Annotated in this window: 20 protein-coding genes; 10 read left to right on the top strand and 10 right to left on the bottom strand. The window is 69.9% G+C overall.

What is annotated here, in order from left to right; all coding sequences use genetic code 11:
* Positions 1-26 precede the first annotated feature (26 nt).
* From O7614_RS20070 to O7614_RS20040, 7 genes are all read right to left on the bottom strand, one after another.
* The gene (locus tag O7614_RS20070; protein WP_278140008.1) at positions 27-1,895 is read right to left on the bottom strand and encodes a LamG-like jellyroll fold domain-containing protein; all 1,869 of its coding nucleotides are present in this window, start codon (positions 1,893-1,895) and stop codon (positions 27-29) included.
* A 302-nt stretch (positions 1,896-2,197) separates the two neighbouring features.
* A complete protein-coding gene (locus tag O7614_RS20065; protein WP_278140007.1) occupies positions 2,198-3,433 on the bottom strand; it encodes a hypothetical protein in 1,236 nt (411 codons plus the stop codon).
* Positions 3,434-3,479: 46 nt separating this feature from the next.
* Positions 3,480-4,316 (bottom strand): aldo/keto reductase, encoded by an 837-nt coding sequence (locus tag O7614_RS20060; RefSeq protein WP_278140006.1) that lies wholly within the window; start codon positions 4,314-4,316, stop codon positions 3,480-3,482.
* A gap of 49 nt (positions 4,317-4,365) precedes the next feature.
* Positions 4,366-6,273, bottom strand: coding sequence for a DUF2075 domain-containing protein (locus O7614_RS20055; protein ID WP_278140005.1), 1,908 nt, complete (start codon positions 6,271-6,273; stop codon positions 4,366-4,368).
* 140 nt (positions 6,274-6,413) lie between these two features.
* Complete coding sequence (locus tag O7614_RS20050) at positions 6,414-6,749, bottom strand: nucleotide pyrophosphohydrolase (protein ID WP_278140004.1); 336 nt, start codon at positions 6,747-6,749, stop codon at positions 6,414-6,416.
* Positions 6,750-6,760: 11 nt separating this feature from the next.
* A complete protein-coding gene (locus tag O7614_RS20045) occupies positions 6,761-6,967 on the bottom strand; it encodes a DUF397 domain-containing protein (protein ID WP_278140003.1) in 207 nt (68 codons plus the stop codon).
* Positions 6,960-7,847, bottom strand: coding sequence for a helix-turn-helix transcriptional regulator (locus O7614_RS20040; RefSeq protein WP_278140002.1), 888 nt, complete (start codon positions 7,845-7,847; stop codon positions 6,960-6,962). The genes O7614_RS20045 and O7614_RS20040 overlap by 8 nt, the downstream gene beginning before the upstream one ends.
* A 232-nt stretch (positions 7,848-8,079) precedes the next feature.
* Here O7614_RS20040 and O7614_RS20035 point away from each other — a divergent pair, with 232 nt between their 5' ends.
* From O7614_RS20035 to O7614_RS20010, 6 genes are all read left to right on the top strand, one after another.
* Entirely contained in the window at positions 8,080-8,382 is a 303-nt protein-coding gene (locus tag O7614_RS20035; protein ID WP_278140001.1) for a DivIVA domain-containing protein, read from the top strand.
* Positions 8,379-8,630 (top strand): hypothetical protein, encoded by a 252-nt coding sequence (locus O7614_RS20030; protein WP_278140000.1) that lies wholly within the window; start codon positions 8,379-8,381, stop codon positions 8,628-8,630. The genes O7614_RS20035 and O7614_RS20030 overlap by 4 nt, the downstream gene beginning before the upstream one ends.
* 163 nt (positions 8,631-8,793) lie before the next feature.
* Positions 8,794-9,264: a hypothetical protein gene (locus O7614_RS20025; RefSeq protein ID WP_278139999.1), complete on the top strand. Its 471-nt coding sequence runs from the start codon at positions 8,794-8,796 to the stop codon at positions 9,262-9,264.
* Between the two features lie 318 nt (positions 9,265-9,582).
* Entirely contained in the window at positions 9,583-10,092 is a 510-nt protein-coding gene (locus O7614_RS20020) for a DUF2267 domain-containing protein (protein WP_278139998.1), read from the top strand.
* 103 nt (positions 10,093-10,195) lie between these two features.
* Positions 10,196-16,180: a DUF4011 domain-containing protein gene (locus O7614_RS20015; protein ID WP_278139997.1), complete on the top strand. Its 5,985-nt coding sequence runs from the start codon at positions 10,196-10,198 to the stop codon at positions 16,178-16,180.
* A 98-nt stretch (positions 16,181-16,278) separates the two neighbouring features.
* Positions 16,279-17,514: a low temperature requirement protein A gene (locus O7614_RS20010; protein WP_278139996.1), complete on the top strand. Its 1,236-nt coding sequence runs from the start codon at positions 16,279-16,281 to the stop codon at positions 17,512-17,514.
* A 9-nt stretch (positions 17,515-17,523) separates the two neighbouring features.
* On the opposite strand, the gene O7614_RS20005 is transcribed toward O7614_RS20010, so the two are convergent.
* Complete coding sequence (locus O7614_RS20005) at positions 17,524-18,189, bottom strand: TetR/AcrR family transcriptional regulator (RefSeq protein ID WP_278139995.1); 666 nt, start codon at positions 18,187-18,189, stop codon at positions 17,524-17,526.
* Between the two features lie 94 nt (positions 18,190-18,283).
* Between O7614_RS20005 and O7614_RS20000 the strand changes: the two genes are divergently transcribed.
* Positions 18,284-19,243, top strand: coding sequence for a TAXI family TRAP transporter solute-binding subunit (locus O7614_RS20000; RefSeq protein ID WP_278139994.1), 960 nt, complete (start codon positions 18,284-18,286; stop codon positions 19,241-19,243).
* Positions 19,244-19,264: 21 nt separating this feature from the next.
* Here the strand turns inward: O7614_RS20000 and O7614_RS19995 are convergent, their stop codons facing one another.
* Positions 19,265-20,734, bottom strand: a complete 1,470-nt coding sequence (locus O7614_RS19995) for a HAMP domain-containing sensor histidine kinase (RefSeq protein ID WP_278139993.1) — start codon at positions 20,732-20,734, stop codon at positions 19,265-19,267.
* Between the two features lie 6 nt (positions 20,735-20,740).
* Positions 20,741-21,424 carry a response regulator transcription factor gene (locus tag O7614_RS19990; protein ID WP_278139992.1) on the bottom strand — a complete coding sequence of 228 codons (684 nt, stop codon included), beginning with the start codon at positions 21,422-21,424 and terminating at the stop codon, positions 20,741-20,743.
* Positions 21,425-21,572: 148 nt separating this feature from the next.
* Between O7614_RS19990 and O7614_RS19985 the strand changes: the two genes are divergently transcribed.
* Genes O7614_RS19985 through O7614_RS19975 form a run of 3 tightly spaced genes read left to right on the top strand, consistent with a single transcriptional unit; the run spans position 21,573 to position 24,584 of the window.
* Positions 21,573-22,595 (top strand): tripartite tricarboxylate transporter substrate-binding protein, encoded by a 1,023-nt coding sequence (locus O7614_RS19985; protein WP_278139991.1) that lies wholly within the window; start codon positions 21,573-21,575, stop codon positions 22,593-22,595.
* Position 22,596: 1 nt separating this feature from the next.
* Positions 22,597-23,058: a tripartite tricarboxylate transporter TctB family protein gene (locus O7614_RS19980; RefSeq protein ID WP_278139990.1), complete on the top strand. Its 462-nt coding sequence runs from the start codon at positions 22,597-22,599 to the stop codon at positions 23,056-23,058.
* Positions 23,059-23,078: 20 nt separating this feature from the next.
* A complete protein-coding gene (locus O7614_RS19975; RefSeq protein ID WP_278139989.1) occupies positions 23,079-24,584 on the top strand; it encodes a tripartite tricarboxylate transporter permease in 1,506 nt (501 codons plus the stop codon).
* Positions 24,585-24,595 lie beyond the last annotated feature (11 nt).

The following is a 24,595-nucleotide window of genomic DNA, read 5'->3' as shown; positions in this document are numbered from 1 at the left end:
GCGGGTGGTAGCCGCCGTCGGGCCGGTCAGGCGTACGGCGTCAAGAAGTCCTTCGGACGCAGCGCCCTGCCGGTAACCCGGACATCTCCGATCCACCCGTAGAAGCCCTGCCCGTAGGAAAGGTCGAACGACGTCGCCCCGATCACGAACGGAAGCCCGAGGGTGGCGATGCCGGTCGACGGCTGGGTGGGGTTGCGGGCGATCTTCGAACCGTCGATGTAGACCCCGGTCTGCTGGCCGTCGTTGACCACCGCGAGGTGGGTCCAGCGACCGGTCGGCAGGGCGTGGCTCCACGAGGTCGGGTCGGCGTCCTGCTTGTCGGCGTAGACGACGTACTGCAGGAACCGCTCCGGGGAGATGTTCAGGCTGCAGGTGGACTCCAGCGGAGACCAGCCGGTCGTCTTGCCGGCGTCGCCGCTGCGCCCTTCCCAGCTCAGGATGCCCATCCAGGCGTGGTCGCCCTCGAACGGGTCGGGGAGCTTGATGAACGCCTCGATGGTGTATCCGCTGGTGAACTTCATGCTGTTGATCGGGGCGTCGGCGCCGGCCCGGAGGATGGCGCCACGATCCGGGCCCTTGCCGCCGCCGAAGCGGAGGCTGGCGTGTGCCGGCTGACCGGGGTGGTGCTCGGTCGAGTAGGTCAACGCCTCGGCTGCACCGGCGCCGATGCGCTGGACGGTGAGGTTGTTGCCGTTGCCGCTCAGATCCCGGACGACAGTTCCGTCCGCGACCGGCTTACCGTCGGTGCCCGACGACAACCCGTACGAGTCGAACCGCCAGTAGCCGACGGTGGCACGCGGCAGCACCGCGACCGGGGGACGGGGAGCGGGCGGCGGCACCGGCGCGAACCCGTGGAACCGGGCGGCGAAGTCGATCTCCATGCTGAAACGGTCGACCGGGCCGGTCAGCTCGATCGTCTCGGCCTCCAGGGGTGTGCGCTTCTCCGGGTCCCGAGCGAGGAACCAGGGCGAGAACGTCTCGACGTCGATGACGTTACGGGCCAGGTCGAAGTGGTAGAGCCGGATCATCGCCGCGCCGCCGTAGTAGCGGTCCTGGTAGTTGGTGATGTGCACCTGCACGTCGTTGCCGGCGGCGTTGGTGAGCGTGGTGCGGCCGGGCGGCCAGTAGTGGCCGTTGAGGGTGAGGAAGATCTGGTCGTTGTTGCGGATCAGACGGTCCCAGAGGCGCTGGCCGTTGTCCGAGAGCTTCGCCGCGCCCGCATCATCGGCCCAGGCCAGGTCGTGCGTGGTGAGGATGATCGGCTTGGTGCGGTGCTCGTCGATCACGCCCTGTGCCCAGGCCAGCCCCTTGTCCGAGATGCGCCAGTCCAGCGCGAGCACCAACCAGTCGCGTCCCGCGGCGCGCAGCACGTGGTAGCTGTTGTAGCCGTCCGGCGAGGCGCCGCCGAAGGTGGGCATCGAGGCGAACCGCTGCGGGCCGAACGTGCGCAGGTAGACGCTGTCGCCGCGCTGGTCGTCGCCGCCGCGGACGTCGTGGTTGCCGGCCAGGACGCTGTACGGCAACTTGCCGTCGAGGGTACGGAACGTCTCGCCGGCCAGCGCGACCTCATGCTCGCTGCCGTGCTCGGTCACGTCGCCGAGGTGGGTCATGAACACGATGTTCGCGTCCTTGCGCTCCTGGTTGAGGTAGCGGAAGGTCGCCTTCAAGGGTTCCGGGTCGGAGCTGTCCTCGTCGAAGAGGTACTGCGTGTCGGGCAGCACCGCGAGCGCGAAGCGCGGGCTGTGCGCGTCGAACGCCGCTGTCGCTGTCGCCGCTGCGGCCTCGGTGGCGGTGCCGCCGAGCACGGCCACGGCGGCGCCCGCCGCCGGTGCGGCCAGCATCGCCTGGAGCAGGGTCCGCCGCTCCACGTTTCGTTGATCGCCGGTGGCGGCCATCTGGTCTCCCGATTGGTGAGGCGCCTGAACGTGGAGCACTCTCCCCAGCAGGGGTGAGCGCCCCCCGACGCGCGGCTGAACGGCACCTGGCACGCAACCGAAGATCGTTTCCGGTGAATCGTGCTGTTCAGCAGGCTGGCTGTCAGTCGTCGAGAGGCCGGCAGCGCGGACGCCCCGCGCAGCTTCACCGTCCGGGCCCACCTCGACATGCTCTCGTCGCGGTAGGCCCGCTCGCCCGGGCATCACGCTTCGTAGCGGCCGCGCCGCCGGAGCTGGACAACGGGTAACGCGATACCGGCTGGTTACGGAACCTCCGCGAGGTACGCCCGCATCGCCTCGCGGCTGCGTGGCAGGCCGTGCTCTGCGACGAGCATGGACACGTTGCCGAACTCCTGCCCGTCGATCAACCACGGCTCGGTCGACCGGGCCAGCACCTCGGCGAGCCGCCGCTGCCGGGGCACCAGCGCTGCCGCCGGCGTCCCGGCCGCCGCCGGACCGCCCGGGAACGCGAGGCGCAGAGCCGCACCCAGCACCGTCAACGACCGCTCACCGCTGACGGTGGGCAGCCGGTCGAGCAGCGCGTCGAAGGCACTGTCGGCGTGCTGCGGACCGAGCTGCCGCACTGCGAGCGCCGCGTAGCCGCCCAGATCGCCGCCGAGGAACGGCACCCACTCACCCTCGGCCGGCTCGGCGTCGTCGGACGGCGCCGACGCCCACCTCAACAATTCCTGCACGGTCGCCGGGTCGGCCGCCGCGCCGAGGACCCGGACCCGACCGATCGCCGCGGCCCAGCGGACCAGCGGACGCGGATCGGTCAACCACCGCACGTCCGGCGCGGCGCCGAGCAGCCCCGAGGCCACCAGCATGGTCGCCACCTCACCGGGCGTCGACGCGGCGCCCGAGGCCCCAGCGGCGTCGATCGCGCGCCCCAGCGCGGCCACACTGCCGTCGGCCTCCTCCGAAAACCAGGCGAGGGTGTACGCCGCGACAGCGCGCACCCCCGGATCGGAGTGCTCCAGCAGGGTGCGGAACACGGGGACCCCGGCGCGCACCGCATCGTAGGTCGCCACCTCGACGTACGCCCACAGCCGACCCTGATCCGACTGGGACAACGACTCGACGTAGGCGTACTCGACGTACTCCTTCTCCGACTCGTCCTCGCCGGTCCACGGCGGCGGCTTCGCCGCGAGCAGCTCCCGACCACCCTCGGCGGCCCGGCGGTATGCGGCCACCGGGAAGCCCTCCGGCAGGACACCCTCGTCGTACCCGACGGCCAGGGCACTCAGCAGCCCGAGCACCGCCGCCGGGTCCGGGGTGGCCGGATCGCCGAGCATCTCCAGCAGGAACGGCACCGCGTACGCGCTCGCCTCGAACCGGCTGCCCTGGTGGAAGACGTTGGTGTAGAGGTCACCCAGGGCCTCGTCCCGGCTGGCCGGATCGGGGGAGAGCAGGGCACGCAGTTGGCCGGGCACGTCGTCGGCCGCCCCGTAGGCGTGGCCCAGCCGCGCCCAGTCGATGTCGTCGAGTCCGTCGAGCACGCCCCATGCTCTCCCGACCCCCTGACCATTCTGCGCGGTGGGTCGGTCAGAACTCCTCGTACACCGCTGGGTCCTGATCGGAGAGCCGACCGTCCGGGCGGCCCAGCGCGGTGATGGCCTCGACCTCCGCGTCGGTGAGCGTGATGCCGAAGACGTCGAGGTTCTCGGCCTGCCGCTGCGGCGACGCGGCCTTGGGCAGCGGGATCACCTGGCGGGCCACGTGCCAGGCCAGGATGGTCTGCGCCGGGCTGACGCCGTGGGCGTTCGCGATCTCCACGATGACGGGGTGCTGCTGCAGGTCGTTGCCGTGGCCGAGCGGGCTCCAGCCCTGCACCAGGATCCCCTGCTCCCGGTGGTAGTCGAGCGCCTCCTGCTGCGGGAAGTACGGGTGCACCTCGATCTGGTTGACCACCGGGGCCACCCCGGTCTCGGCCACCAGCCGCTCGATGTGCTCCGACAGGAAGTTCGACAGCCCGATGTGCCGCACCAGACCGCGCTCGCGCGCCTCGATCAGCGCCCGCCACGCCTGCACGTACAGGTCTTCCTTGGGGTTCGGCCAGTGGATCAGGTACAGGTCGACATAATCGAGGCCGGTGCGGAAGACACTCTCCTCGATGGTGGTCAGCGCCTCGTCGTACCGGTGGTGCCGGCCCGGCAGCTTCGACGTGACGATCAACTCGTCCCGCACGTCTCCCGCTGAACGGGCGGCCCGACCGACGGCCCCCTCGTTCTCGTAGTTCACCGCCGAGTCCAGCAACCGGTAACCCGTCCGGATCGCCTGCCCGATCGCGTCGACACCCGCCGAACCGTTCAGCTTGTACGTGCCGAGCCCGATCGCCGGCAGGGTGGTCCCGTCGGCAGCCGTCAGATGGGGAATCGTCATGATCTGGACCCTACCCGCAAGGGCTGAGCTGCCTGATCCAACCGGTCGATCAACCGAGGTCGTCGTTGCCGGTCGCCTCGTAGACGGTTTCGACCGGCCGGATCACCTTGACCAGGGAGGCGAGGTACTCCCGTGTCTCGGCATCGGTGGAGTAGACGATCGTCCCGCGCATCCCTCGGGTCAACAGGACCTTGTAGGTGTTGCGGATCAGCAGATCAGCTTCGGCATCGCTGACCATCTTCTTATTACGGAACGCCGGATCCTTCGACTCCTCGCGTCGCGTCACCAGACGACCATCCCGGGCCACCAGGTCCGGTCCCAGAATGACGCCTGACCAGCCGTACTCGAAGCCCTGCGCCGTGTAGACGCAACCCACTTGGCCGAACCCGTTCGGGTCGGTCGCCCAGAACGCGCTGCCTGGTGCCTCGCCGACACTGCGGTCGCTCTTGACGTTCCATGGCCGCGACCAAACGCCGACGTGGACGTCCGGCACCAGGGTGCCGTCCGGGCGCGGATCGCTCCACGGCCAGCAGTACCCGGCGGACATCCTGGCTGTCACACCGGACCTCTGCTTCGTGGCGAGGAAGGCTTCCATCTCCTCTGGTGAGTCGGCGAGACGCAGATCGACCTTCCCATCGCCGGCCCACACCGATGGCTCGCCGCCGTCGAGGCCGAGCAGGTCGACGACCCACTCCTCGTACGTCTCGCTGCCGCCGCAACGGAACTGGCCATGCAGCGATACGACCTCGACATCAAGGTTGAGTTTCTTCGCGTGCGACGAGATGACATCGACGTTGCCCAACTCGCCCGGCTTCACCACCTGGTGTTCGTCGAGGAGGAATACCGGCACCCGGGCTGCGGCGATAAGTTCGTCGATCTGCGGTCGTGCCGTGTCCCGCTTGGCCTTCGTCGTGAACCGGTTGACGGAGGTCTCCCGAATACGGTGCGCCTCGTCGCAGATCAAGACGTCCAGTCCATTGCGATCGGCGGACATGAAGCTGTTGAAGTAGCCGAAGAGACTCTTCAGTCGGGTCGACCCCTTGCCGGCGTACCGACGCAACGTCTGGGTGAACGACCGCGAGCCCGTGGCGTGCATGACGGCGCGGTGCTGGCGTGCCAACTCACCGAGCACCGACAGCGCGATCACGCTCTTGCCGCTGCCCGGACCGCCCGAGACGATCACGACCGACTTACGGTCTGCGGACCGCGCCTTCTCGACGGCGTGCAACACCAGCTCGTACGCCACACGCTGCTCGTCGAGAAGCGTGAAGTGCGAACGATCCTTCAGCTCCAACGCGGCGTACCTCAGCAGATGACGGCTGGGTCGGACAGCGCTGCTGAGGAAACGGTCGGCGGCTCCTGCGCCCGACGCAGGTCCCAGGTGGGTGCGTAGGTAGTCCAGGAACGTGCCCCGCCGTTGCTTGGTGAAGATCCGGCTCTGCTCGGTCGCCTGGCGGTCGAACAGGTCGCTGATGTCGCGGTCGGCCGCGTTGTGCAGGTAGGCCACCCCGCGTACCGGATTGTGGTGCCCGGCGAGAACGCCGAGGAAGTCGGTCAGGTACTCGCAGTACTGCTCGACCTGCACACCGGGGTGCAGTCGCGGGCCGCGCACATGCTCCACGGCCACCAGGGTGTCGGAGGCTTCGTAGGACTCGACGTAGGACCACTGCTTCAGCTCCACGACCACGTAGGAGTCGTGGGAGGTTCGCGGGTCCACGCCGGCCAGCACCACGTCGACCCTTTTGTTGGTCAGCGGGAGTTGGTACTCGACAAGCATCTCGACCTGGCCGAGGCCCGCGTCGGCGAGATCCTGACCCAGCACCTCAAGGCTGCGCGACCAGGCCCGGCGCTCCGCCGGGCTCACGTTGCGGCCGATCTGTTCCACGATCCGGTCGGCGAGCGTGCCATTGTCGACCAGACGCAGTAGACCAGTTGCGGACGTACGGAACGCTGACAACACTTGCCCCCGGGCAGCACGAAGTGATCGTGCGCATGGGGGGCGTGTCCGGTGGCCACCGGAAGCCCGTCGTGACGCGCTTCTACGTGATGGACTGTAGCGAAGAGATCAACTCAGCGCCATGTTGACGCTGCCGGCAGCTATCGCTTCGCCGCCGAGCCGCGAGCCTCGTCGACCGGGTAGCGACGAGCGACCTCCTCGAGTTTGGTCGAAGCCGCCTCGACCAGGTCGATGCCGAGGACATCGGCGAGCCGGGTTAGATAGATCATCACGTCGCCGATCTCGGCCTTGACCCGGTCGCCAGCCTCTCGGTCGGACATGACGGTCGTGGCCTGCTCGGGTGTGAGCCACTGGAATTCGGCGACCAGCTCACCGACCTCACCGGCGAGAGCCATGGCCAGGTTCTTGGGCGTGTGGAACTGCTGCCAGTCCCGCTCTTCGGCAAACGCCCGTACGCGGCCGGTCAGGTCATCCATGTGCGCTGCTCTTACCTGTCGGAGAAGTCGACAGAGCTCACGGCGGCAATGAACGTGACCCAGACGTGGCGCTCGAAGCGAAGAACGGGTCCGTCAATGTGCTTGGAATCGCGTACGGCAACTAGCTTGGCGACGTTGGTGGCGACCTCGACGCAGTTGCCACCGTTGTCGCCGCTGCGGGTGCTCTTGCGCCAGACGGCGCCGGTCAGGTCAGTCATGCCGCATCTCCCCGGCGATTCGTTTGATCATGTCTCTTGAGTCTGCCTGATCGAGGGCGAGGGCATCCAGACCCTTCCAGACGTCTTCATAGGCCCGAAGCTCGTCCGGCTTGTCGAGGTAGAGCGCCCCGGTCAGCGACTCGCTGTAGACGACCGACGGTTCCGGGACGGCCCGGCCGCCCTTCGTGGCCGGGAAGTCCAGGAGAACAAAGGAGCCTGCGACCGCACCGGGATGTGGCCCTGCCGCGAGTGGCGCAATGCGAACCGAGACGTTCGGCAGCTCCGATGCTTCGAGTAGGCGAGCAAGCTGCCCAGTCATCACCGTAGGGCCGCCCACAACACGGCGCAGCACCGCTTCGGAGAGGATGGCGTCCAGGTGTGGCGGCTGTGGAAGCCGACGAGTGAGCAGACTCTGACGCTTCAGCCGCACCTCGACAGCCCGCTCGCGCTCCTCGATGCTCAACCGGCTTGTGGGTCGGAAGAGACCGAGTGCGTAGGAGCGGGTCTGGAGCAGTCCAGGGATCAGGTTCTCGCCGTATTCGCGGAGGTGGGCGGCGGCGGATTCCAGGCCGACGTAGAGCTCGAACCAGTTCGGCACCGCGTCGCCGTACGCGTGCCACCAGCCCTTCGACTTCGTCTCCACGGCCAGGCCGCGCATCGCCTCGGTCATCTCGGGCGACACCCCGTACAGCTCGCACATCGCCTTGACGTCGAGCACCCGAACCGAGCCCTGGCCGCATTCGAGCCGCCAGATCTTCTGCCGGCTGTATTCGAGGGCTTCGGCGGCGGCGTCGAGCGTCACGCCGGCCTCGTTGCGGAACTGCCGTAGCAGCCGGCCGAGTTGCCGGCGCGGCACTGTCGATCCGATGTCGTCGGGCATCCGCACACTCCCTGGTTCCGTCGCGCAACACTGCGTGACCTGCTCCTGCAACTCCTACGGGTTTCAGCAAAGAAAGTCAATGCACAGCAGCGAAATCGCGGTTTAGAACGTTGCGTTTCCACTCCGGACTGTCGCAGGCTGATCACAGCACGGCGGCCGTCCGGTCCCCCCGAACGGCCGCCGCGCTTCCCCGAACACCCCTCGCTCCTCTGCGTCAGGAAGGCAGGCAGACATGAACGCCAACAACCAGCGACCAGGGGCAGCGAGCGGCGGTGCGACGTACCGCTCGGCCGCGTACACCAGTCTGCTGCCGTGGCAGGTGCGTGAGCGCCGCTTCGCGCCGACCGGGCTCGGACGTCGCGGTCTGAATCCCGACGACGTGTACGCCTTCCTCGACCGGGTCGCCGTCGACATGGCCGCTGTCTACGCCGCTCTCGCCGAGAGCCGCCGCGAGACCGCCCGGATCAAGGGCGCGCTACGTCGCTGGCAAGCCGAGCAGGCCCGCGCCCGCAACGAGCGGGGCCAGGTCCAATGAGCCAGCGGTACGTCATCCACCTGCCCGTCGTGGCCACCGACCTGCTCGCCGCGCAACGCCTGGCCCGGGTCATCGGCCGGTGGATGCTGGTGCTGCCGATGGTGGACCCGGGGGAGACCACCGTCTCCGAGGAGGACCAGCAGTTCCTCTGCCATCGGGTCTTCTGCGACCTACGGCTGCCCGGCGGCCGGCGCTGCCTCCTACGCGACGGCCACGACGGCGACTGCTCCCGCCGCTTACGTCGATGACAGGTGCGAAGAGCCGAGTACGGCGCGCTGAAGGAGCGCATTGCCGCTGGCTGCGACATCGAGAAGGCGAGAGCCGCGACGACCCGCAATCCGTTCCTGACCGAGGCCGCGCAGGTGCGGGCGATGGATGTCTTTCCGCCACCACAAGAGCTACCGGGGGTAAGTGTTGCGCTATCAGATCCACTTCGAGAAGGAACTGTCCGCAGCTGCTCTTCGGCGGTTCCTCAACGAGGATTACGGCATCTCACCTGATGCGGTCTACATCGGTCGAATCGAAGACCGAGCGGTCGACGACCCGCGGCCGGTCGTCATGTTCAATCCCCCCGACGAGGACGAGGGATTCGGCTGGATCCTGACCGGCGACACCGAACTCGTCGATGCCACCGGGCAGGGGGAGCGTGAGCTGGCGGCCACTCTCGCCCGAACCTTCGGGGTGCGGGCGCTGGTCGACGACGGCAGCATTCATCCCGACCGGTGGCTGCTGGTGAGCACCGACGGCAGCAGTGGTCGTGTCGTCACCGACGATTACGCCGCAGCCGATGGGGACCTGCGGGTGGTGCACGCCCTCGAACCCATCAGCGGTGAACCGCACATCGCCGTCGTACCGCCACCGGACTGGGCCCGCGACTGGTGACCGACCGGACGTGTGTGATCACATCTCTGCTGTACGCGGTCGAGTCCTGCAGCCGGTCGACGTGGGCCGACTCGGGCCGGCCAGACAGAATCGGTCGCCGGTGCCCTCGGGGGCCCAACTGCGTTGGTCGTGAACCCCCACTCCTGATTCGCCCGATCGGGATGAGGCACGCTCACCCCCGGATCCGACAGGCTGTCGAGGTACCAGGGCGCTGCGCGACAACCAGCTGGGGATCACGGGCGAGCTCAAGGAGCGGGATCGCCAGGGAATCCTTCCTCCGCCACCGGGAACCCAGGGGCCAGCCAGTTCGATCACGTCGTGACGCCAGCAGGCGACATCGACCCGAACAGCGTCGACGCGGGCCTTCCTAACCGGCGGTTCGACGGCGATCGGGCCGGAGAGGAGAATCAGGTGGAATACGACGATTTCATCAACGCAGTGGCCACGCGGGCGAAGGTGTCGACCGATCAGGCGGCGACACTCAGCCGCGCGACTCTGGAGACATTGGCGGACCGGATCAGCGCCGGCCAGGCCGAGGACCTTGCCTACCAGCTTCCCGACGGGCTCGACGACCACCTGCGCAAAGCGCCACCGCATCGTAGGCAGGAGCAGGCCCAACCGTTCGGGCTCGACGAGTTCGTGCGGCGGGTGGCGGACCACCCGGCCATCGACCGTGCGCTCGCCGGTACCGGCGTCCGCGCGGTGCTCACCACGTTGCGGGAGGCCGTTTCCCGTGACGAGTTCGACGACGCGGTGGCCCAGCTTGGGAAGGAATTCCGGCAGGTGATCGAACCGGTGGGTGCCGATACCCGGCGGCGCCCCGGGTAGCACGCTCAGGCGGCAGCGCGGCCGTCGTACGGCCGGGCCCTCTCCGCCGGTGGGTTGACCGCTAGGCTGGCCCCCCACGGTCTCCCCACCTGGAGAAACGCCCATGTCCGACAGCGTCTTCGCGCAGTTCACCGCCGACGACGACCAGCTCGAAGTCGGGTTGCTCGTGCAGCCGGCGATCAACGCCGCCCTGGTGCACAACCGGGTGCCGCTGGTCCGTCACCTCACCCTCGTGAACAGGGGAGCGGTGCCGCTGACCGCCGTCACGCTGACGCTGGAGCTGCGCGGCCCGGACGGCGCGCTGACCGAGCCGTGGACGCGTACCCTGACCGCGCCGTTGCGGCCCGGCGCGAGCACCAGCTGGGACGACTTCCGCGACTTCACGCCCGACCGCAAGCTGCTGTACCGCACCGACGAGGCGTTCCCGGTCGACTACCACCTCACCGTCGAGACAGCCGACAACGACTTGACGCTGGTCGCCCCATCACGGGTGTTGGCGCACAACGAGTGGTTCAACAGCCCCGCCCTGTACGACAGCCTGGCCGCCTTCGTGCAGCCGAACACCCGGGCGGTGGAGGCGGTGCTGCGCGCTGCCGCCCAGCTCCTGCTGGCGCGGACCGGCTCCGGCTCGTTGCAGGGTTATCAGGAGGGTTCGGAGCGGGCGGCGCTGGTCGCCGGGGCCGTGTACGAGGCGCTGCGGCAACTGGAGATCACCTACCAGACCCTGCCGGCGTCGTTCGAGAACACCGGCCAGAAGGTACGCACCACAGCAGCCGTCCTCGATGGTCGGCTCGGCAACTGCCTCGACCTGTCCGTCACGTACGCCGCCTGTCTGGAGGCGGCGGGGCTGCACCCGCTCATCTTCGTCAGCGCGGGGCATGCCTTCGGCGGCTTCCTGCTGGAGGAGGAGCGGCTGGGCTCGGCCGCGGTGACCGAGACCAACCTGCTGATCTCGATGGTGGACTCCGGCCGGGCCGTGCCGGTCGAGCTGACCCGCGTCGGGCCGGGCGCGCAGTCGGCGACCTTCACCGAGGCGGTACGGGTCGGGCTCGGGCACTTCCGCGGCGACGGCGAGCGCATGCAGGGCGTCGTCGACGTGCACCTGGCGCACCGTTCCGGCATCCAGCCGCTGCCGTCGCCCGACGAACTGATCGCGCCCGCCGCGGTCGACGCCGAGGCGACGGCGGAGATAACAGCATCCCTCGACCTCCCGCCCGGCGTCGCCGCCGCGAAACTGCGTCAGCTCGCCGACGACGGTGACGAGGTGGCGCAGCAGTCCGACGGGTCACCGGCGCGGGTCCAGCAGTGGAAGAAGTCGCTGCTCGATCTGAGCCTGCGTAATCCGCTGCTCAACCTGCCCAAGCGGGGCCGTGGTCTGGACCTGCACGTGCCGGCGGGTGCGCTGGCCCTGCTGGACGATCTCATCCATGACGGCCGTCAGGTGCAGGTCATCCCGCAGGACGACATCAGCCACGTGCACGAGCTGGCCGGGGCGCGTCGGGCGCAGGACCTCGACGCGGAGATCCTCACCCGGGAGCTGCGTACCGACCGCCGGGTCTACGGCGCGGTCACCGACGCGCGTTACAAGACGGCGATGCGGGCGTTGCAGCGTGAGGCGCGCACGATGGAGCAGGAGACCGGCAGCAACTACCTCTACCTGACCATCGGCACGCTGGTGCACACCAAGACGACCGGGGGAGAGGCGTACGCGCCGCTGTTCCTCCTGCCGGTACGCGTCGAGGGTGGCAGCGGCCGTCGCCCGTACGCGATGGTCATCGACGGCACCGAGGTCGCCAGTCCCAACCACTGCCTGATCGAGTGGTTGCGGGTCAAGCACGGCGTGCGGATCCCGGAGTTGGAGCAGCCGGTCCTCGACGAGCACGGCATCGACATCGCGAAGACCCTGGCGGCGATCAACACCGGGTTGCTCGACAACCGGCTCAACTACCGCATCGACGAGACCGCCAGCCTTCGACTGCTGCAGTTCTCCACCTTCCAGATGTGGCGGGACCTCACCGACCACTGGCCCCGGTTCATGGAGAACCCGGTCGTGCGGCACCTGGTCGAGTCCTCCGGGGCCACCTTCGACGACCCGGCCCGTCCCGACGACGCCGAGGTCATGGTCGACGAGGCGGACCTGCACCTGCCGATTCCCGCCGACGGCTCGCAGATGCAGGCCATCGTGCGCGCCGAGCGCGGTCACTCGTTCGTCCTGGAGGGCCCGCCCGGCACCGGCAAGTCGCAGACCATCACCAACATGATCGCCCGCGCGGTCAGCACCGGTCGGTCGGTGCTCTTCGTCGCCGAGAAGCAGGCCGCACTGGAGGTGGTGAAGCGCCGCCTCAGGCAGGTCGGCCTCGGACCGTTCGCTCTGGACCTGCACGGGCGTAAGCAGTCCCTCAACGCGATCCGCCAGCAGCTGCGCGACGCCCTCGACCAGTACGACCAGGGCGGCGACGGCAGTTGGACGGCTGTCGAGACGGCCTACCGGACGCGGCTCGCCCCGCTGACCGAGTACCCGGCGCAGGTGCACACCGCCAACCCCGTCGGGATGTCGCTCTGGTCGGCCTACGAGCAGACCCTGGCGTACTCCGAGGGCCCGGTCGCCCCGATCCCGGTGAGCTATCTGCACGCCCCGGCCGAGGCACGCGCGCAGGTCGAGACGACACTGCGGGAGTTCCCGGCAGCCGCCCGGTCGGCCCGCCTGCGGGCCGCACACCCGTGGGCGCTCAGCGGCTGCCGCACCCTGGACGGGCTGCACGCCACTGCGGTCACCGAGATCGCCGGTGAGCTGGAGCATCTTCGTGCCGACCTCGGCGCGTACCCGCGGCTGGTCGAGGTGCTGCGGACGCTGCCCGCACCGGAGACCGTCAGTGAGTTGCAGGCGGGCGCCTGGCTCGCCGTACGCGGACTGCTGCCGGACCGGGCGACCACAGTGCACGCGAGCGATCCACGCTGGGACGAGGCGGTGGCCCGGCTCCAGACGGACCTGGCGGCCTTCCGGCAGGGCTTCGCCGGTGAGCTGGCGACCTTCCGGCCGGACGTGTTCGCCCGACCGGAGCTGACCGCCTGGCACGCCGAGGCCCAGGAGGTGGCGAAGCGGTTGTTCGGCAAGCGCAAGCGCCGCCAGGCCATCGCGGACCGGTTGGCCGTGCACGTGGTCGCGGGCGCCACGCTCGACGTGGAGCAGATGGAGGTGCTCACCGGCCGGCTGGTCGCCGCCCAGGCGCAGGCCGCCGCGCTGCACCGACACCTGTTGGGGCTTGGTGGGCTGCGGCTGTCGCAGTGGCTGCCCACGGACCCGAACGCGCAGGAGCGTCTGACGGAGGCGATCGAGGCGACCCGGGTCGGTCGGGCGCTGCTGAGCCAGCACCCGCAGGCCTGGGAGCTGTTCCAGAGCGGGTTCACCGATGTCGGCGCGGCAGTGCTCGACCGGTGTGCCTCGCGGTGGCGGGCCTGGCGCGGGGTGTTGCGCTCCGGCGGGCCGGAGCTGACCCGGTGGGCCGCCGGGTCGCACTGGGTCGACGCCTGGCAGCGCGACGGCGCGGTCTGGCTGCAGGAGCTGCGGGCCGAGGAGCTGTTCCCACTGCGCCGATGGGCGACCGTCCTCACCCATGCCGACGTCCTGGCCTCTGCCGGCCTCACCGGCTACCAGGACCAGCTGCTGCGCGCAGAGGTGTCCGCGCAGGTCGCCGAGGAGGTCTACCGCCGGGGAGTCGCGACCGCGTCGCTCAACGAGCGGGTACGCGCCGGCGGCCTGCAGTATTTCGACAGCGAGCTGCACGACGACGAGATCAGCCAGTTCGAGGCCGCCGCGGCTGAGCTACGGTCCGCGCTGCCGACGCAGCTGCCGTCGGTGCTGGTGCGTCGCCGCCCCTTCAGCCCGACCGACCGGCGTGGCCGCTTCGCCGACTTCGCGGCGGAGCTTCGCCGCAAGCGGGGCGGGCGATCCTTCCGGGAGTTGTTCGAGCAGTACCCGGACGCGGTGCTGGCGTTGACCCCGTGCGTCCTGGTCAGCCCGGCGTCGGCGGCGAACTTCCTGGCGCCGGGGAGCCAACGCTTCGACCTGGTCATCTTCGACGAGGCTTCCCAGATCCGGGTGGCGGAGGCGATCGGCGCGATGGGTCGGGGCAGCGCCGTGGTGGTAGTCGGCGACTCCCGGCAGATGCCGCCGAGCAGCATCATGCAGGCCAGCCACACGCTCGACGAGGTCGACGACGGCGACGGCCCGGTGCCGGAGGACCTGGAGAGCATCCTCAGCGAGGCCGTCGAGTCGGGGTTGCCGCAACGCTGGCTGTCCTGGCACTACCGCAGTCACGACGAGTCCCTGATCGCCTTCTCCAACCGCTACTACTACGACAACAAGCTCTCCAGCCTTCCGTCGCCCGGTGCCGCCAGCTCGGCGGGCGTCAGCTGGCGACGTGTCGACGGTCAGTACGACCGGGGTGGGTCCCGCACCAACGAGGTCGAGGCACGGGCGATCCTCGCCGACATCACCCGGCGGTTGCACGACCCGGCGACCGCCACCCAGTCCGTCGGCGTGGTCACCTTCAACATCCAGCAGCGGGACCTCATCCTCAACCTGCTGGAGGAGAGCACCGATCCGATCATCCGTGAGCACCTCTCCGGAGCGGTCGCCGAGCCGATCTTCGTGAAGAACCTGGAGAACGTGCAGGGCGACGAGCGGGACGTCGTCCTGTTCTCGCTGGCCTTCTCCACCAACCTGGAGACCGGTCAGCTTCCGCTGAATTTCGGCCCGCTCAGCCAGGCCGGCGGGGAGCGGCGGCTCAACGTGGCCATCACCCGCGCCCGCCGCCAGGTCGTCCTCTACTCGTCGTTCGACCCGATCGACATCGACCTCGCCCGCACCTCCGCGCTGGGCACGCAGCACCTGCGGGCGTACTGCGAGATGGCCGCCGCAGGCGCGGACCGTCTCGGTGACCTGGCCACCGACCGCACCGAACGGCGCAGCCGGATCCGCGACGAGGTGGCCGCGGCGCTGCGCGACCGCGGCCACGAGGTCCGCACCTCGCACGGCCTGTCCGACTTCACTGTGGACATCGCCGTGCGTAGGCCAGGCTCACCACGCTGGCAGGTGGCCGTCATGCTCGACGGCCCGGACTGGAGCGCACGCCCGACGGTGGCCGACCGGGACTCCGCACCGACGCTGCTCCGCTCGATCATGGGTTGGTCGGAGGTCGTGCGGTTCTGGCTGCCGGCGTGGATCCACGACCGGTCGGCCATGCTCGACCGGGTCGACGAAGCGGTCATCCGAGCCGAGGCCCTCGCGACCGTCGAACGGGAGCCCGAGTCGTCGGCGGTCACACCCGGCATCGAGCTGCCTCAGCCCCGTCCCGCGACAGGCGGGGAGCCGCAGCTCCCGACACCGGCCGCCGAGGTGCCACAGCCGCGCCGCACGGAGGAGGAAGAACCCTTCCCCGGCGCGTCGTCGGCCCCCGTCACCGCACTCGTCGCCGCGACCACCGCGCCGCCAGCGCCGGCCACGGCAGCAGCGGACATCGTCACGGCAACCCCGTTCGTTCCGTACGTCCCGACCTCGCTCGGAGATCAGGCCGACCTCGACCTGCTGGCAACCGACCAGCGGATACGTAGCCTGATGCGAAACGCGCTCCGCGAGATCATCGAGGTCGAGGGACCTGTGGAACAGCACCGGCTCGCCCGCCTCGCCCTCGCCCGGTTCGGCTTCCTCCGCACCCGTGAGGACCGGCGTACCGCCGTGCTCGCGCTCGTGGACTCCCGCCGCCTGCACACACACCCGACGCTGGGCCGGTACGCGTGGCCCGATGGCGTCGACCCGCAGACGTACCGGGCGTACCGGGTCACCCGGGCGAGCAACGACCGGGCGTTCGAGGAGGTGCCACCCGAGGAGGTGGCCAACGCCTTCGTCCACGTGCTGCAGGGCGCGTCGAGCATGGACGAGGAGCGGCTGCTGCGCGCCGGCCTGGAGCGGCTCGGCTACCGCCGACGCACCGAGAAGATCGACAAACTGCTGCGGTACGGGCTGCACGTCGCCGTGAGCAGCGGCCGCCTCCGCTTCGACTCGGAGGGCCTCCTCATCTGCGGCTGACGTTCGATCTCGATGTCGTCGCGGCACTTCCTGCCGGGCTGACGCAACCCCTCGCCGGTCGATTCGTTGGTGCGACGAGGGGCGGACTGAGGAGGACGATGACGGCGGGACCTGGTGCCAAGCTGCTGCGCCCGCCGACGAGTTCGGGCCGAGCCACGTTCCTGGAGCTGTTCTTCGACCTGGCCTTCGTGGTGGCGCTCACCCAGGTCTCGCGTCGGTTCGCCGAGTTGGGCGACGGAACAGGCTGGGCCCTCGCGAGCGGGTTCGGCCGTACCCTGCTGCTCTTCTTGGCGCTCTGGCTGATCTGGTCGCACACCGCCTGGATCACCAGCCGTTACGAGCCGGAGCGGTCGATCATCCAGGCCGTCGTGGTCGGCACCATGTTCGCCGGCCTGGTGATGGCGGTGACGCTGCCCCGTGGGATGGAGGAGCGGGCGCTGCCGTTCGCGGTCGCGTACCTGTCGGTGATGGTGGTGCGGCCGCTGGTGATCGCCGCCGCGTTGCGTGGGCATCCGCGACGGCTGGTGCCCTTCCGGCTCGCCATCTGGGCTGCGGCGAGCGCACCGCTCTGGCTGGCCGGGGCCCTGGGCCCGGACCGACTTCTCCCGGCGTTGTGGGCTGTCGCCCTCGGCATCGACTACCTCGCCTGGATTCTGGGCTGGCCGCTGCCGAGGCTCGGGGCCTCGGCGGTGAGCCGGTGGCGGATCGCCGGGGTGCATCTGGCCGACCGCTACCAGCAGGTGATCCTCATCGCCCTCGGTGAGTCGATTCTGCTCATCGGCATCGTCTTCGGCGGCGCTGACTACTCCGCCGAGCGGGCGGCGGCCTTCGTCGTCGCGTTCGTCACCAGCTCGTTGCTCTGGCGGATCTACTTCTACCGTGCCGGTCTGCTGCTGACCGATGCGTTGAGTCGCGCGGGTATGCCCGGCCGACTGGGCACGGCGTCGGAGCGCACGCATCTGCTGATCGTGCTCAGCGTGCTCGTCACCGCTGTCGGTTACGAGCTGGTGATCGACCATCCGTACGGGTCGCCGCGGCCGAGTTGGCTGCTGTTCGTGGTGGGTGGTCCGGCGCTCTTCCTCCTCGCCCGGATGCGGCTGGAGTACGAGATCTTCGGTCGGGCCTCGCGGGCCCTGGTGATCGGCCTGGTGACTCTGCTGGTGCTCACACCGGCGCTGTTCCGCTGGACGTCGATGGTCTCGCTGTCCGTGGTGGCCGGAGTGTTGGCGCTGGTGGCGCTGCTCGACGCGCTGCGAAGTCGGGGCCGTTCGCCGGAGGTGCCGGCCCCACCGGTCGGGCGGGAGCCGTTCGACCGGGACGACTCCGAGGCGTGACCAGGCGGCTCAGCGGTCGGTTTCGGCCGATTGGCGCGCGGTGTTGACCCGGAGGAGCCCTTCCACCCCGCGCAGGAAGGTCTCGGACACCAGGGCGGGGTTGAACAGGCATCCGGCGGCCATGGCGCCGTCGCGGAGCATGACGAAGTGGCGCGCGGCGGGATCGGCCGTCTCCTCGTGGACCTGCGCCATCAGCGTGGTGAGTGTGTCCAGGAACCACTGCCGGTGGGCGATGATCTCCTGGTGCACGGCATGACCGGTTTCGGGATACTCCGCCGCGGCGTTCAGGAAGGCGCATCCGCGGAACGCGGGAGACTGGACGTTCTGGGCGATGGCGCCGGCGATGCCGAGGAGTGAGTCGACCGGCGCGGGATTGGCGGCGATCGCCGCTTCGACCAGTCCACGCTCCATGACGTGGACTTCCCGCAGGTAGGCCAGGATGAGGTCGTCCTTGCTGGGGAAGTGCCGGTAGAACGTGGCCCGGGTCACCCCTGCCTCGGCGATGATCCGGTCGACGCCGACGGAATGGATCCCCTCGGCGTAGAAGAGCCTGGTCGCCGTGTTGAGCAGCCGGAGTCGCGCCGCGGAGGGCCGGGTGTCGGTTTCGGTGCGCGCCATACCCACCATCATAGCGGATAGAACGGTCGGTCCGGCAGGTTGCGGCTCGTGGAGCACGGGGCGAACGCTGGGCCCCGGTCGTCGACGACGAACTGGGCGCCGTCGCCGGAGCTCCCGTTCGGCACACGATCCCGGTCCGTATCATTTCGGGATGGTGCTGAGCCCGGAGCTGCGGTTCAGTCGGCGGGCGGTGCTTCTGACCGCCGCAGGGCTGCTCGTCGGTTGCTCGCGGCAGCCCGAGGCGAGCGAGGTCCACCTGCGACTGGCGACCGGGCCGGCGGGAGCGGTGTACCGGCGCATCGGCGGCGCGTTGGCCGAGCACATCTCCGAGCAGGTGCCGGCGGTGACGGTGACCACCGTGCCGAGCGGGGCGTCCACCGACAACATCCGGATGCTGCGGGCCGGCGAGGTGCACCTCGGGCTGACGAGCCTGGATGCGTTGATCAGGGCCGACGGCAGCGCGCCCCCGGGGCTGTCGGCGATCTGCCGGCTCTACGACAGCCACCTGCACCTCGTGGTGATGGCCGATTCGGCGATCGACGAGTTCCAGGATCTCGAGGGCAAGCGCCTGTCCCTCGGTGCACACGACTCGGGCACGGAGTTCACAGCGCTGCGGGTGCTGCGGCTCGGCACGGTGAACGCCGACCGCAGGCATCTCAGCCAGGCCGAATCAGCGACGGCGCTGCGCGACGGCACGATCGACGCGATGTTCTCCCTGACCGGCGTCCCGACACCCGCCATCACCGAGCTGGCGCAACGGCACCCCATCCGGCTTATCCCGCTGGACGCGCAGGCGGGCGGGCTCTTCACGGAGTACCCGGGTCCCTACGCCCCGGCGATGATCCACGCGACTGCCTACGCCGGCGTCCCGGCCATTCGCACGGTCGCCGTACCGAACGTGCTGCTCGCGCGCGACGACCTGCCCGAGGGCCTGGCCTACGCCATCACCGACACGGTCTTCACGCACACCGGCGCGATCACCTCCGCCGGCCGCGACGACGCCGAAACCCTCCCCGAGGCCTGGCAGATCAACGTGCGTACCGGGATAGCGACGGCGTCGGTTCCGCTCCACCCGGGCGCGGCGGCCTGGTTCCGCGACCGGAAGCGGTGACCCGGGACAGCGACCGGATGATCAGGTCGGCACCGACGCTTCAGCGTCGGACGGAGACACCACCTGCGGTACGGCCGGCAACACCACCACCGCGGCGAAGCCGTGCCCGGACCCGTCCGGACGGGGCAGGCCGTCCGCCAGGCGCAGCTCGCCCCCGGCCGCCCCGATCAGGTCGGCGCAGATCGCCAGCCCCAGGCCGGTACCGGACACGTTCTGGTGTCGTGGCGACCGCCAGAACCGTCGTAGCGCCTGGGCCCGCTCGGCGGCGTCGATGCCCTGGCCGTCGTCGCGAACGGCGACCGCTACCACGGCTCCGTCGCGGCCCTCGACGCCCGCACCACCGGGGACAACCTGTGCGGACACCTCCACGACCTGTGCGTCGGACAGCCGCAGCGCGTTGCTGATCAGCTCGTCCAGGATGCTGCCCAGGCCGCCGGGCGGCTCCAACACCCGCAACCCCGGTGGTACGTGGACCGTCAGGGTCTGTCCGGCCGTGGCCGTCAGTGCCCGCCACCGGTCGACCCGGGTCGCCAGAACCTCGTCGAGGTCCACCGGCGACGCGGTCCGCATGCTCTCCATTCGCGCGCTGGCCTGCAACGAGTTCAGCATCCGCTGCATCGCCTTCAGTTCGTCGACGGCGACGTCGTACATCTGCTGGCCGTCACCGTCCGGTCGCAGGTGCGGCGCGAGGCTCTCCACCGCGAGCCGAAGGCTCGTCAACGGGTTGCGCAACTGGTGCGACGCGTCGGACACGAACGCGCGCTGCCGCTGCACGGCGTTCTCGACGGCGTCCATCATGGTGTTGAACGATCGCGCGAGCCGCCGCAGTTCGACCGGGCCGGCCTCGGCGTCGGCGCGGATCGTCAGGTCGCCTTCGGAGATCCGCGAGGTCGCCGCGTCCAGTTTCCGCACCGGCCGGAGCACCCATGCCGACACCGGCCAGGCGACGGCGGCCAGCGCGATCAACGGCAGCAGCCCGAGCCCGGCCAGCCGGGCCCAGCGTACGAGGATGAGTTCGCGCGTCTTGGACAGGTCGGAGATCGTCACGACGGCGCCGACGACCTCGCTGTCCCGGCCCACCGGCTCCGCCACGACGAGGGCGGAATCGGCCCAGGGAGCCCATTCCCAGGACGGCTCGGACCGGGCGCCGGCCAGTGCCGCGGTCACGGTCCGGGGCAACGCCGGCTCGGCGCGCGCCGCCTCCGCGTAGGCGTCGGCCGGCCCGAGCAGCACCGTGCCCGACGTGTCGATCAGCGCGACCGGGATGTCGTAGAGATCGTGGTACCGGGTCAGCTCCTGCTGCAACGCCTCGGTCCGCCCGGTGGACAGCGCGGTCTCGGCCAGCGAGGCGAACCGGCCGACGTCGCCCAGCCGGTTGACGTACGTCTCCTGCATCTCCCGTTCGGCCACGGTGACGCTGAGCGGCACCCCGAGTGCCGCGACGAGAAGCACCGCGAGAGGGACCAGGACGACGAGCAGGCGGCGGCGCACGGCGCGTCAGCCGATCAGCTCCGGCTGGTCGGCCAGGAGCCGATAGCCGACGCCGTGGACGGTGCGGATGACCACTCCCGGCCCGAGCTTGTGCCGAAGCGCCGCTATGTGGGTGTCCAGGGTGCGGCTCGACGACTCCCAGGTCGCACCCCAGATCTGGTCGAGGATGACGTCGCGACTGACCACGTTGGGTGCTCGCCGCGCCAGGAGCAGCAGCAACGCGAACTCCTTGCGGGTCAACGGCACGAGCGTGCCGTCGACGGTGACCTCGCGGGTGCCGACGCAGATCCGCACCGGGCCGAGGACGAGCGGCGCGTCCGCCGGGGCGAGGGAGCGGGCGGCCCGGGTACGCCGCAGGACGGCATCGATCCGGGCTAGCAGTTCTGGTATGCCGAACGGCTTGACGATGTAGTCGTCGGCGCCGGCGCGCAGGCCACGGACCCGCTCGTGTTCCTCGGATCGTGCGGTCACCGCGATGACGGCGGTCTGCGGATGATCACGCAGGCTGCGAATGACGTCCAGTCCGTCGCCGTCGGGGAGACCCAGGTCGACGAGGACCACGTCGGACGGCGCGGCGCGCACCGCCTCCGCAGCGGTGGCGACCCGGTCGACCTCGAAGCCCGCCTGGGTCAGAACGGTCACCAGACCCCGCGCCACGCGGTCGTCATCCTCGATGACGGTTATCCGCATACCAGCGGATTGTACGGCCCGGACCGGTGCTCGTGCCGGCCCGCGAGTTCTTGGGATTTCTCTGACACCATCCGCGCTCCGACCAGCCGAGACTGGGAGCCACATGCCCGATCAGGAATGTCCATGCGTTGATGAGGAGGGCTGCCGTATGCGAACGACCAGCAGGCGCCGCGCCGCCGGACGGATGATCGCCGCGGTCGGCGCCGTCTCGCTCGTCGCGGCCTGTTCCGGTAACGGGGGCGCCAATGGCGGGGGCGACGCCGCCGGTTATCCGGACCGGAACATCACCATCGTCGTGCCGTTCAGCGCCGGCGGGCCGACGGACACGGTCACCCGCATGATCGCCGAGCCGATGGCCACGAAGCTCGGCGGCAAGATCGTCGTCCAGAATGTCGAGGGTGCCGGCGGCACGGTCGGCGCCGGCGACGTCGCGCGGGCCAGGCCGGACGGCTACACCGTGCTCATGCACCACATCGGCATGTCGACGGCGCCCGCGCTGTACAAGAGCCTGGGTTACAAGCCACTCGACGACTTCGAGTCGGTCGGGCTCGTCACCGAGGTGCCGATGACGATCGTCGCCCGCAAGGACTTCGCGCCCGCGACGCTTCCGGACCTGGTCAGCCACGTGAAGGCGAACGCCGGCAAGGTCACGCTGGCCAACGCGGGCATCGGCGCCGCCTCCCACCTGTGTGGCCTGCTGTTCCAGACCATCACCGGCGTGAAGCTCCAGGAGGTCCCGTACCAGGGCACCGGTCCCGCGTTGACCGACCTCGTCGGCGGCCAGGTCGACTTCATGTGCGACCAGACGACCAACACCAGCGGCCAGATCGCGGCGGGAAAGGTGAAGGCGTACGCGGTCACCACGCCCGAGCGGGTGAAGAGCCTTCCCGACCTGCCCACCACCGCCGAGGCCGGGTTGCCCCAGCTCACGGTCAGCGTGTGGCACGGGCTGTACGTTCCGGCGGACACGCCGCAGGAGATCGTCCAGAAGCTGTCCGAGGCGCTCAAGGTCGCACTGGCCGACCAGGGCGTCATCGACCAGATGGCCAAGCTCGGCACTGCGCCGGTCCCGGCCCAGGACGCGACACCGGAGGCGCACCGGGCGAAGCTCGACGAGCAGATCGGCACCTGGGCGAAGATCATCGCCGATTCCGGGGTCAAGGTCTCCTGAGGTGGAGCGCCATCGGTCGTTCCCGGACGTCCTCGCCGGGGGCATGTTCGTCCTGATCGGTGGCGCATTCGCGGTGGGGGCGCTCGGCTACGAGCTGGGCACCCCGACGCGGATGGGCCCGGGTGCCTTCCCGCTGCTGGTGGGCGCGGCCGTGGTCGCCCTGGGCCTGGCGATCGTCGGCAAGGGCCTCGTCGCCGGTGAGGTGATCTCGTTTGGACCGATCCCGTGGCGGGCGGTCGCCGTCATCGTGCTCGCGGTCCTGTTCTTCGGATTCACCATCCGCCGCCTCGGGTTCGTCCCGACGACGGCGGTGACCGCCCTGGTCACCACGTTGGCCAGCACCCGCGTGCGGCTGCTCACGGCGGTGGCGGTGGCCGCTGGGTTGACCGTGGCCAGCACGCTCATCTTCGTCGTCGGACTCCAGCTGCGGATCCCGCTGTGGGGCCCGTGGCTGGGATTCTGACGGGCCGTCTGGGTTGAGGAATGGACCTTCTCGACAATCTCGCGCTGGGTTTCTCGACGGCCCTCCTGGTCCAGAACGTCCTCTACTGCTTCGTGGGAGTGTTGCTCGGAACCGCGGTGGGCGTACTGCCCGGCATCGGGCCGACGGCGACGGTGGCGATGCTGCTGCCGATCACGTTCAGCTTCGAGCCGGTGACGGCGCTGATCATGCTGGCCGGCATCTACTACGGCGCACAGTACGGCGGTTCGACGACCGCCATTCTGATCAACCTGCCCGGTGAGTCGTCCGCGGCGGTCACCGCGCTGGACGGGCACGAAATGGCCCGCCAGGGCCGGGCCGGACCGGCCCTCGCGGCCGCGGCGATCGGGTCCTTCGTCGCGGGTACGGTCGCCACCGTGGCTCTGGCCGCCGCCGCCCCGCCACTGGCCAGCGTCGCGCTGAGATTCGGCGCGGCCGACTACTTCTCGCTCGTGCTGTTCGGCCTGATCGTGTCGATCGCGCTGGCCCGAGGCACGGCGCTCAAGGCCCTGGCGATGATCGCGCTCGGCGTGCTGCTCGGCACGGTCGGCCAGGACATCTACACCGGGACGCCCCGGTTCGTGTTCGAGCAGCGGGAGCTGTACGGGGGCATCGACTTCGTGTCGGTCGCCGTCGGCCTGTTCGGGGTGGCCGAGATCCTGCGCAACCTGGAGAACGAGCAGACCCGTACGGCCGTCGTCAACAGGGTGACCAACCTCTGGCCGACCCGCGAGGACCGGCGTCGGATCGTCGCCCCGATCCTGCGGGGCACCGGTCTCGGCGCCGCGCTCGGCGTCCTACCCGGCGGCGGGCACGTGCTCGCCTCGTTCACCTCGTACGCCGTCGAAAAGCGGATCTCGAAGCGGCCGAAGGAGTTCGGGCACGGCGCGATCGAGGGTGTCGCCGGTCCCGAGTCGGCGAACAACGCCGCCGCGCAGACGTCGTTCATCCCACTTCTCACCCTGGGGCTGCCCGCCCACCCGGTCATGGCACTGATGATCGGCGCGTTCATCGTGCAAGGCATCACTCCCGGCCCGAACGTCATCAACGACGAACCGGCGCTGTTCTGGGGCCTGATCGCGTCGATGTGGATCGGGAACGTGATCCTGCTGCTGCTGAACCTCCCGTTGATCGGCCTCTGGGTGCGTCTGCTGCGCATCCCGTACCAGGTGCTGTTCCCGATGATCATCCTGTTCGCCGCGATCGGCACGTACTCGCTGAGCTTCAACGCGTACGACGTCTACGCGATCGCGTTCTTCGGGATCCTGGGATACCTGCTGATCAAGTGCGGTTGCGAGCCGGCGCCGCTGCTGCTCGGCTTCGTCCTCGGCCCGCTGCTGGAGGAGAACCTGCGGCGCGCGCTCATCATCTCCCGTGGCGACCCGTCGGTCTTCGTGACCCGCCCGATCTCCGCGGTGCTCCTGACCCTGGCCGTCGCCGCCCTCGTCGTCGCCGTCCTCCCGACGATTCGCCAGCGCCGCGCGGTGGTCTTCGCCGAAGAGGAGTAGCAATCCGGACC

Source organism: Micromonospora sp. WMMD961 (assembly GCF_029626145.1).
Lineage (GTDB): Bacteria > Actinomycetota > Actinomycetes > Mycobacteriales > Micromonosporaceae > Micromonospora.
The sequence above is the reverse complement of the archived record's forward strand: the minus strand, read 5'-3'. Positions and strand labels throughout refer to the sequence as shown.

Excerpts from the sequence above, each read along its gene's own strand:
- O7614_RS20050 (WP_278140004.1), bottom strand. The coding sequence starts at position 6,749 with ATGGATGACCTGACCGGCCGCGTACGGGCGTTTGCCGAAGAGCGGGAC.
- O7614_RS20030 (WP_278140000.1), top strand. The coding sequence starts at position 8,379 with ATGAGCCAGCGGTACGTCATCCACCTGCCCGTCGTGGCCACCGACCTG.
- O7614_RS19985 (WP_278139991.1), top strand. The coding sequence starts at position 21,573 with ATGCGAACGACCAGCAGGCGCCGCGCCGCCGGACGGATGATCGCCGCG.
- O7614_RS20060 (WP_278140006.1), bottom strand. The coding sequence starts at position 4,316 with ATGACGATTCCCCATCTGACGGCTGCCGACGGGACCACCCTGCCGGCG.
- O7614_RS20070 (WP_278140008.1), bottom strand. The coding sequence starts at position 1,895 with ATGGCCGCCACCGGCGATCAACGAAACGTGGAGCGGCGGACCCTGCTC.
- O7614_RS19990 (WP_278139992.1), bottom strand. The coding sequence starts at position 21,424 with ATGCGGATAACCGTCATCGAGGATGACGACCGCGTGGCGCGGGGTCTG.
- O7614_RS20015 (WP_278139997.1), top strand. The coding sequence starts at position 10,196 with ATGTCCGACAGCGTCTTCGCGCAGTTCACCGCCGACGACGACCAGCTC.
- O7614_RS20045 (WP_278140003.1), bottom strand. The coding sequence starts at position 6,967 with ATGACTGACCTGACCGGCGCCGTCTGGCGCAAGAGCACCCGCAGCGGC.
- O7614_RS20000 (WP_278139994.1), top strand. The coding sequence starts at position 18,284 with ATGGTGCTGAGCCCGGAGCTGCGGTTCAGTCGGCGGGCGGTGCTTCTG.
- O7614_RS20040 (WP_278140002.1), bottom strand. The coding sequence starts at position 7,847 with ATGCCCGACGACATCGGATCGACAGTGCCGCGCCGGCAACTCGGCCGG.
- O7614_RS19975 (WP_278139989.1), top strand. The coding sequence starts at position 23,079 with ATGGACCTTCTCGACAATCTCGCGCTGGGTTTCTCGACGGCCCTCCTG.
- O7614_RS20035 (WP_278140001.1), top strand. The coding sequence starts at position 8,080 with ATGAACGCCAACAACCAGCGACCAGGGGCAGCGAGCGGCGGTGCGACG.
- O7614_RS20010 (WP_278139996.1), top strand. The coding sequence starts at position 16,279 with ATGACGGCGGGACCTGGTGCCAAGCTGCTGCGCCCGCCGACGAGTTCG.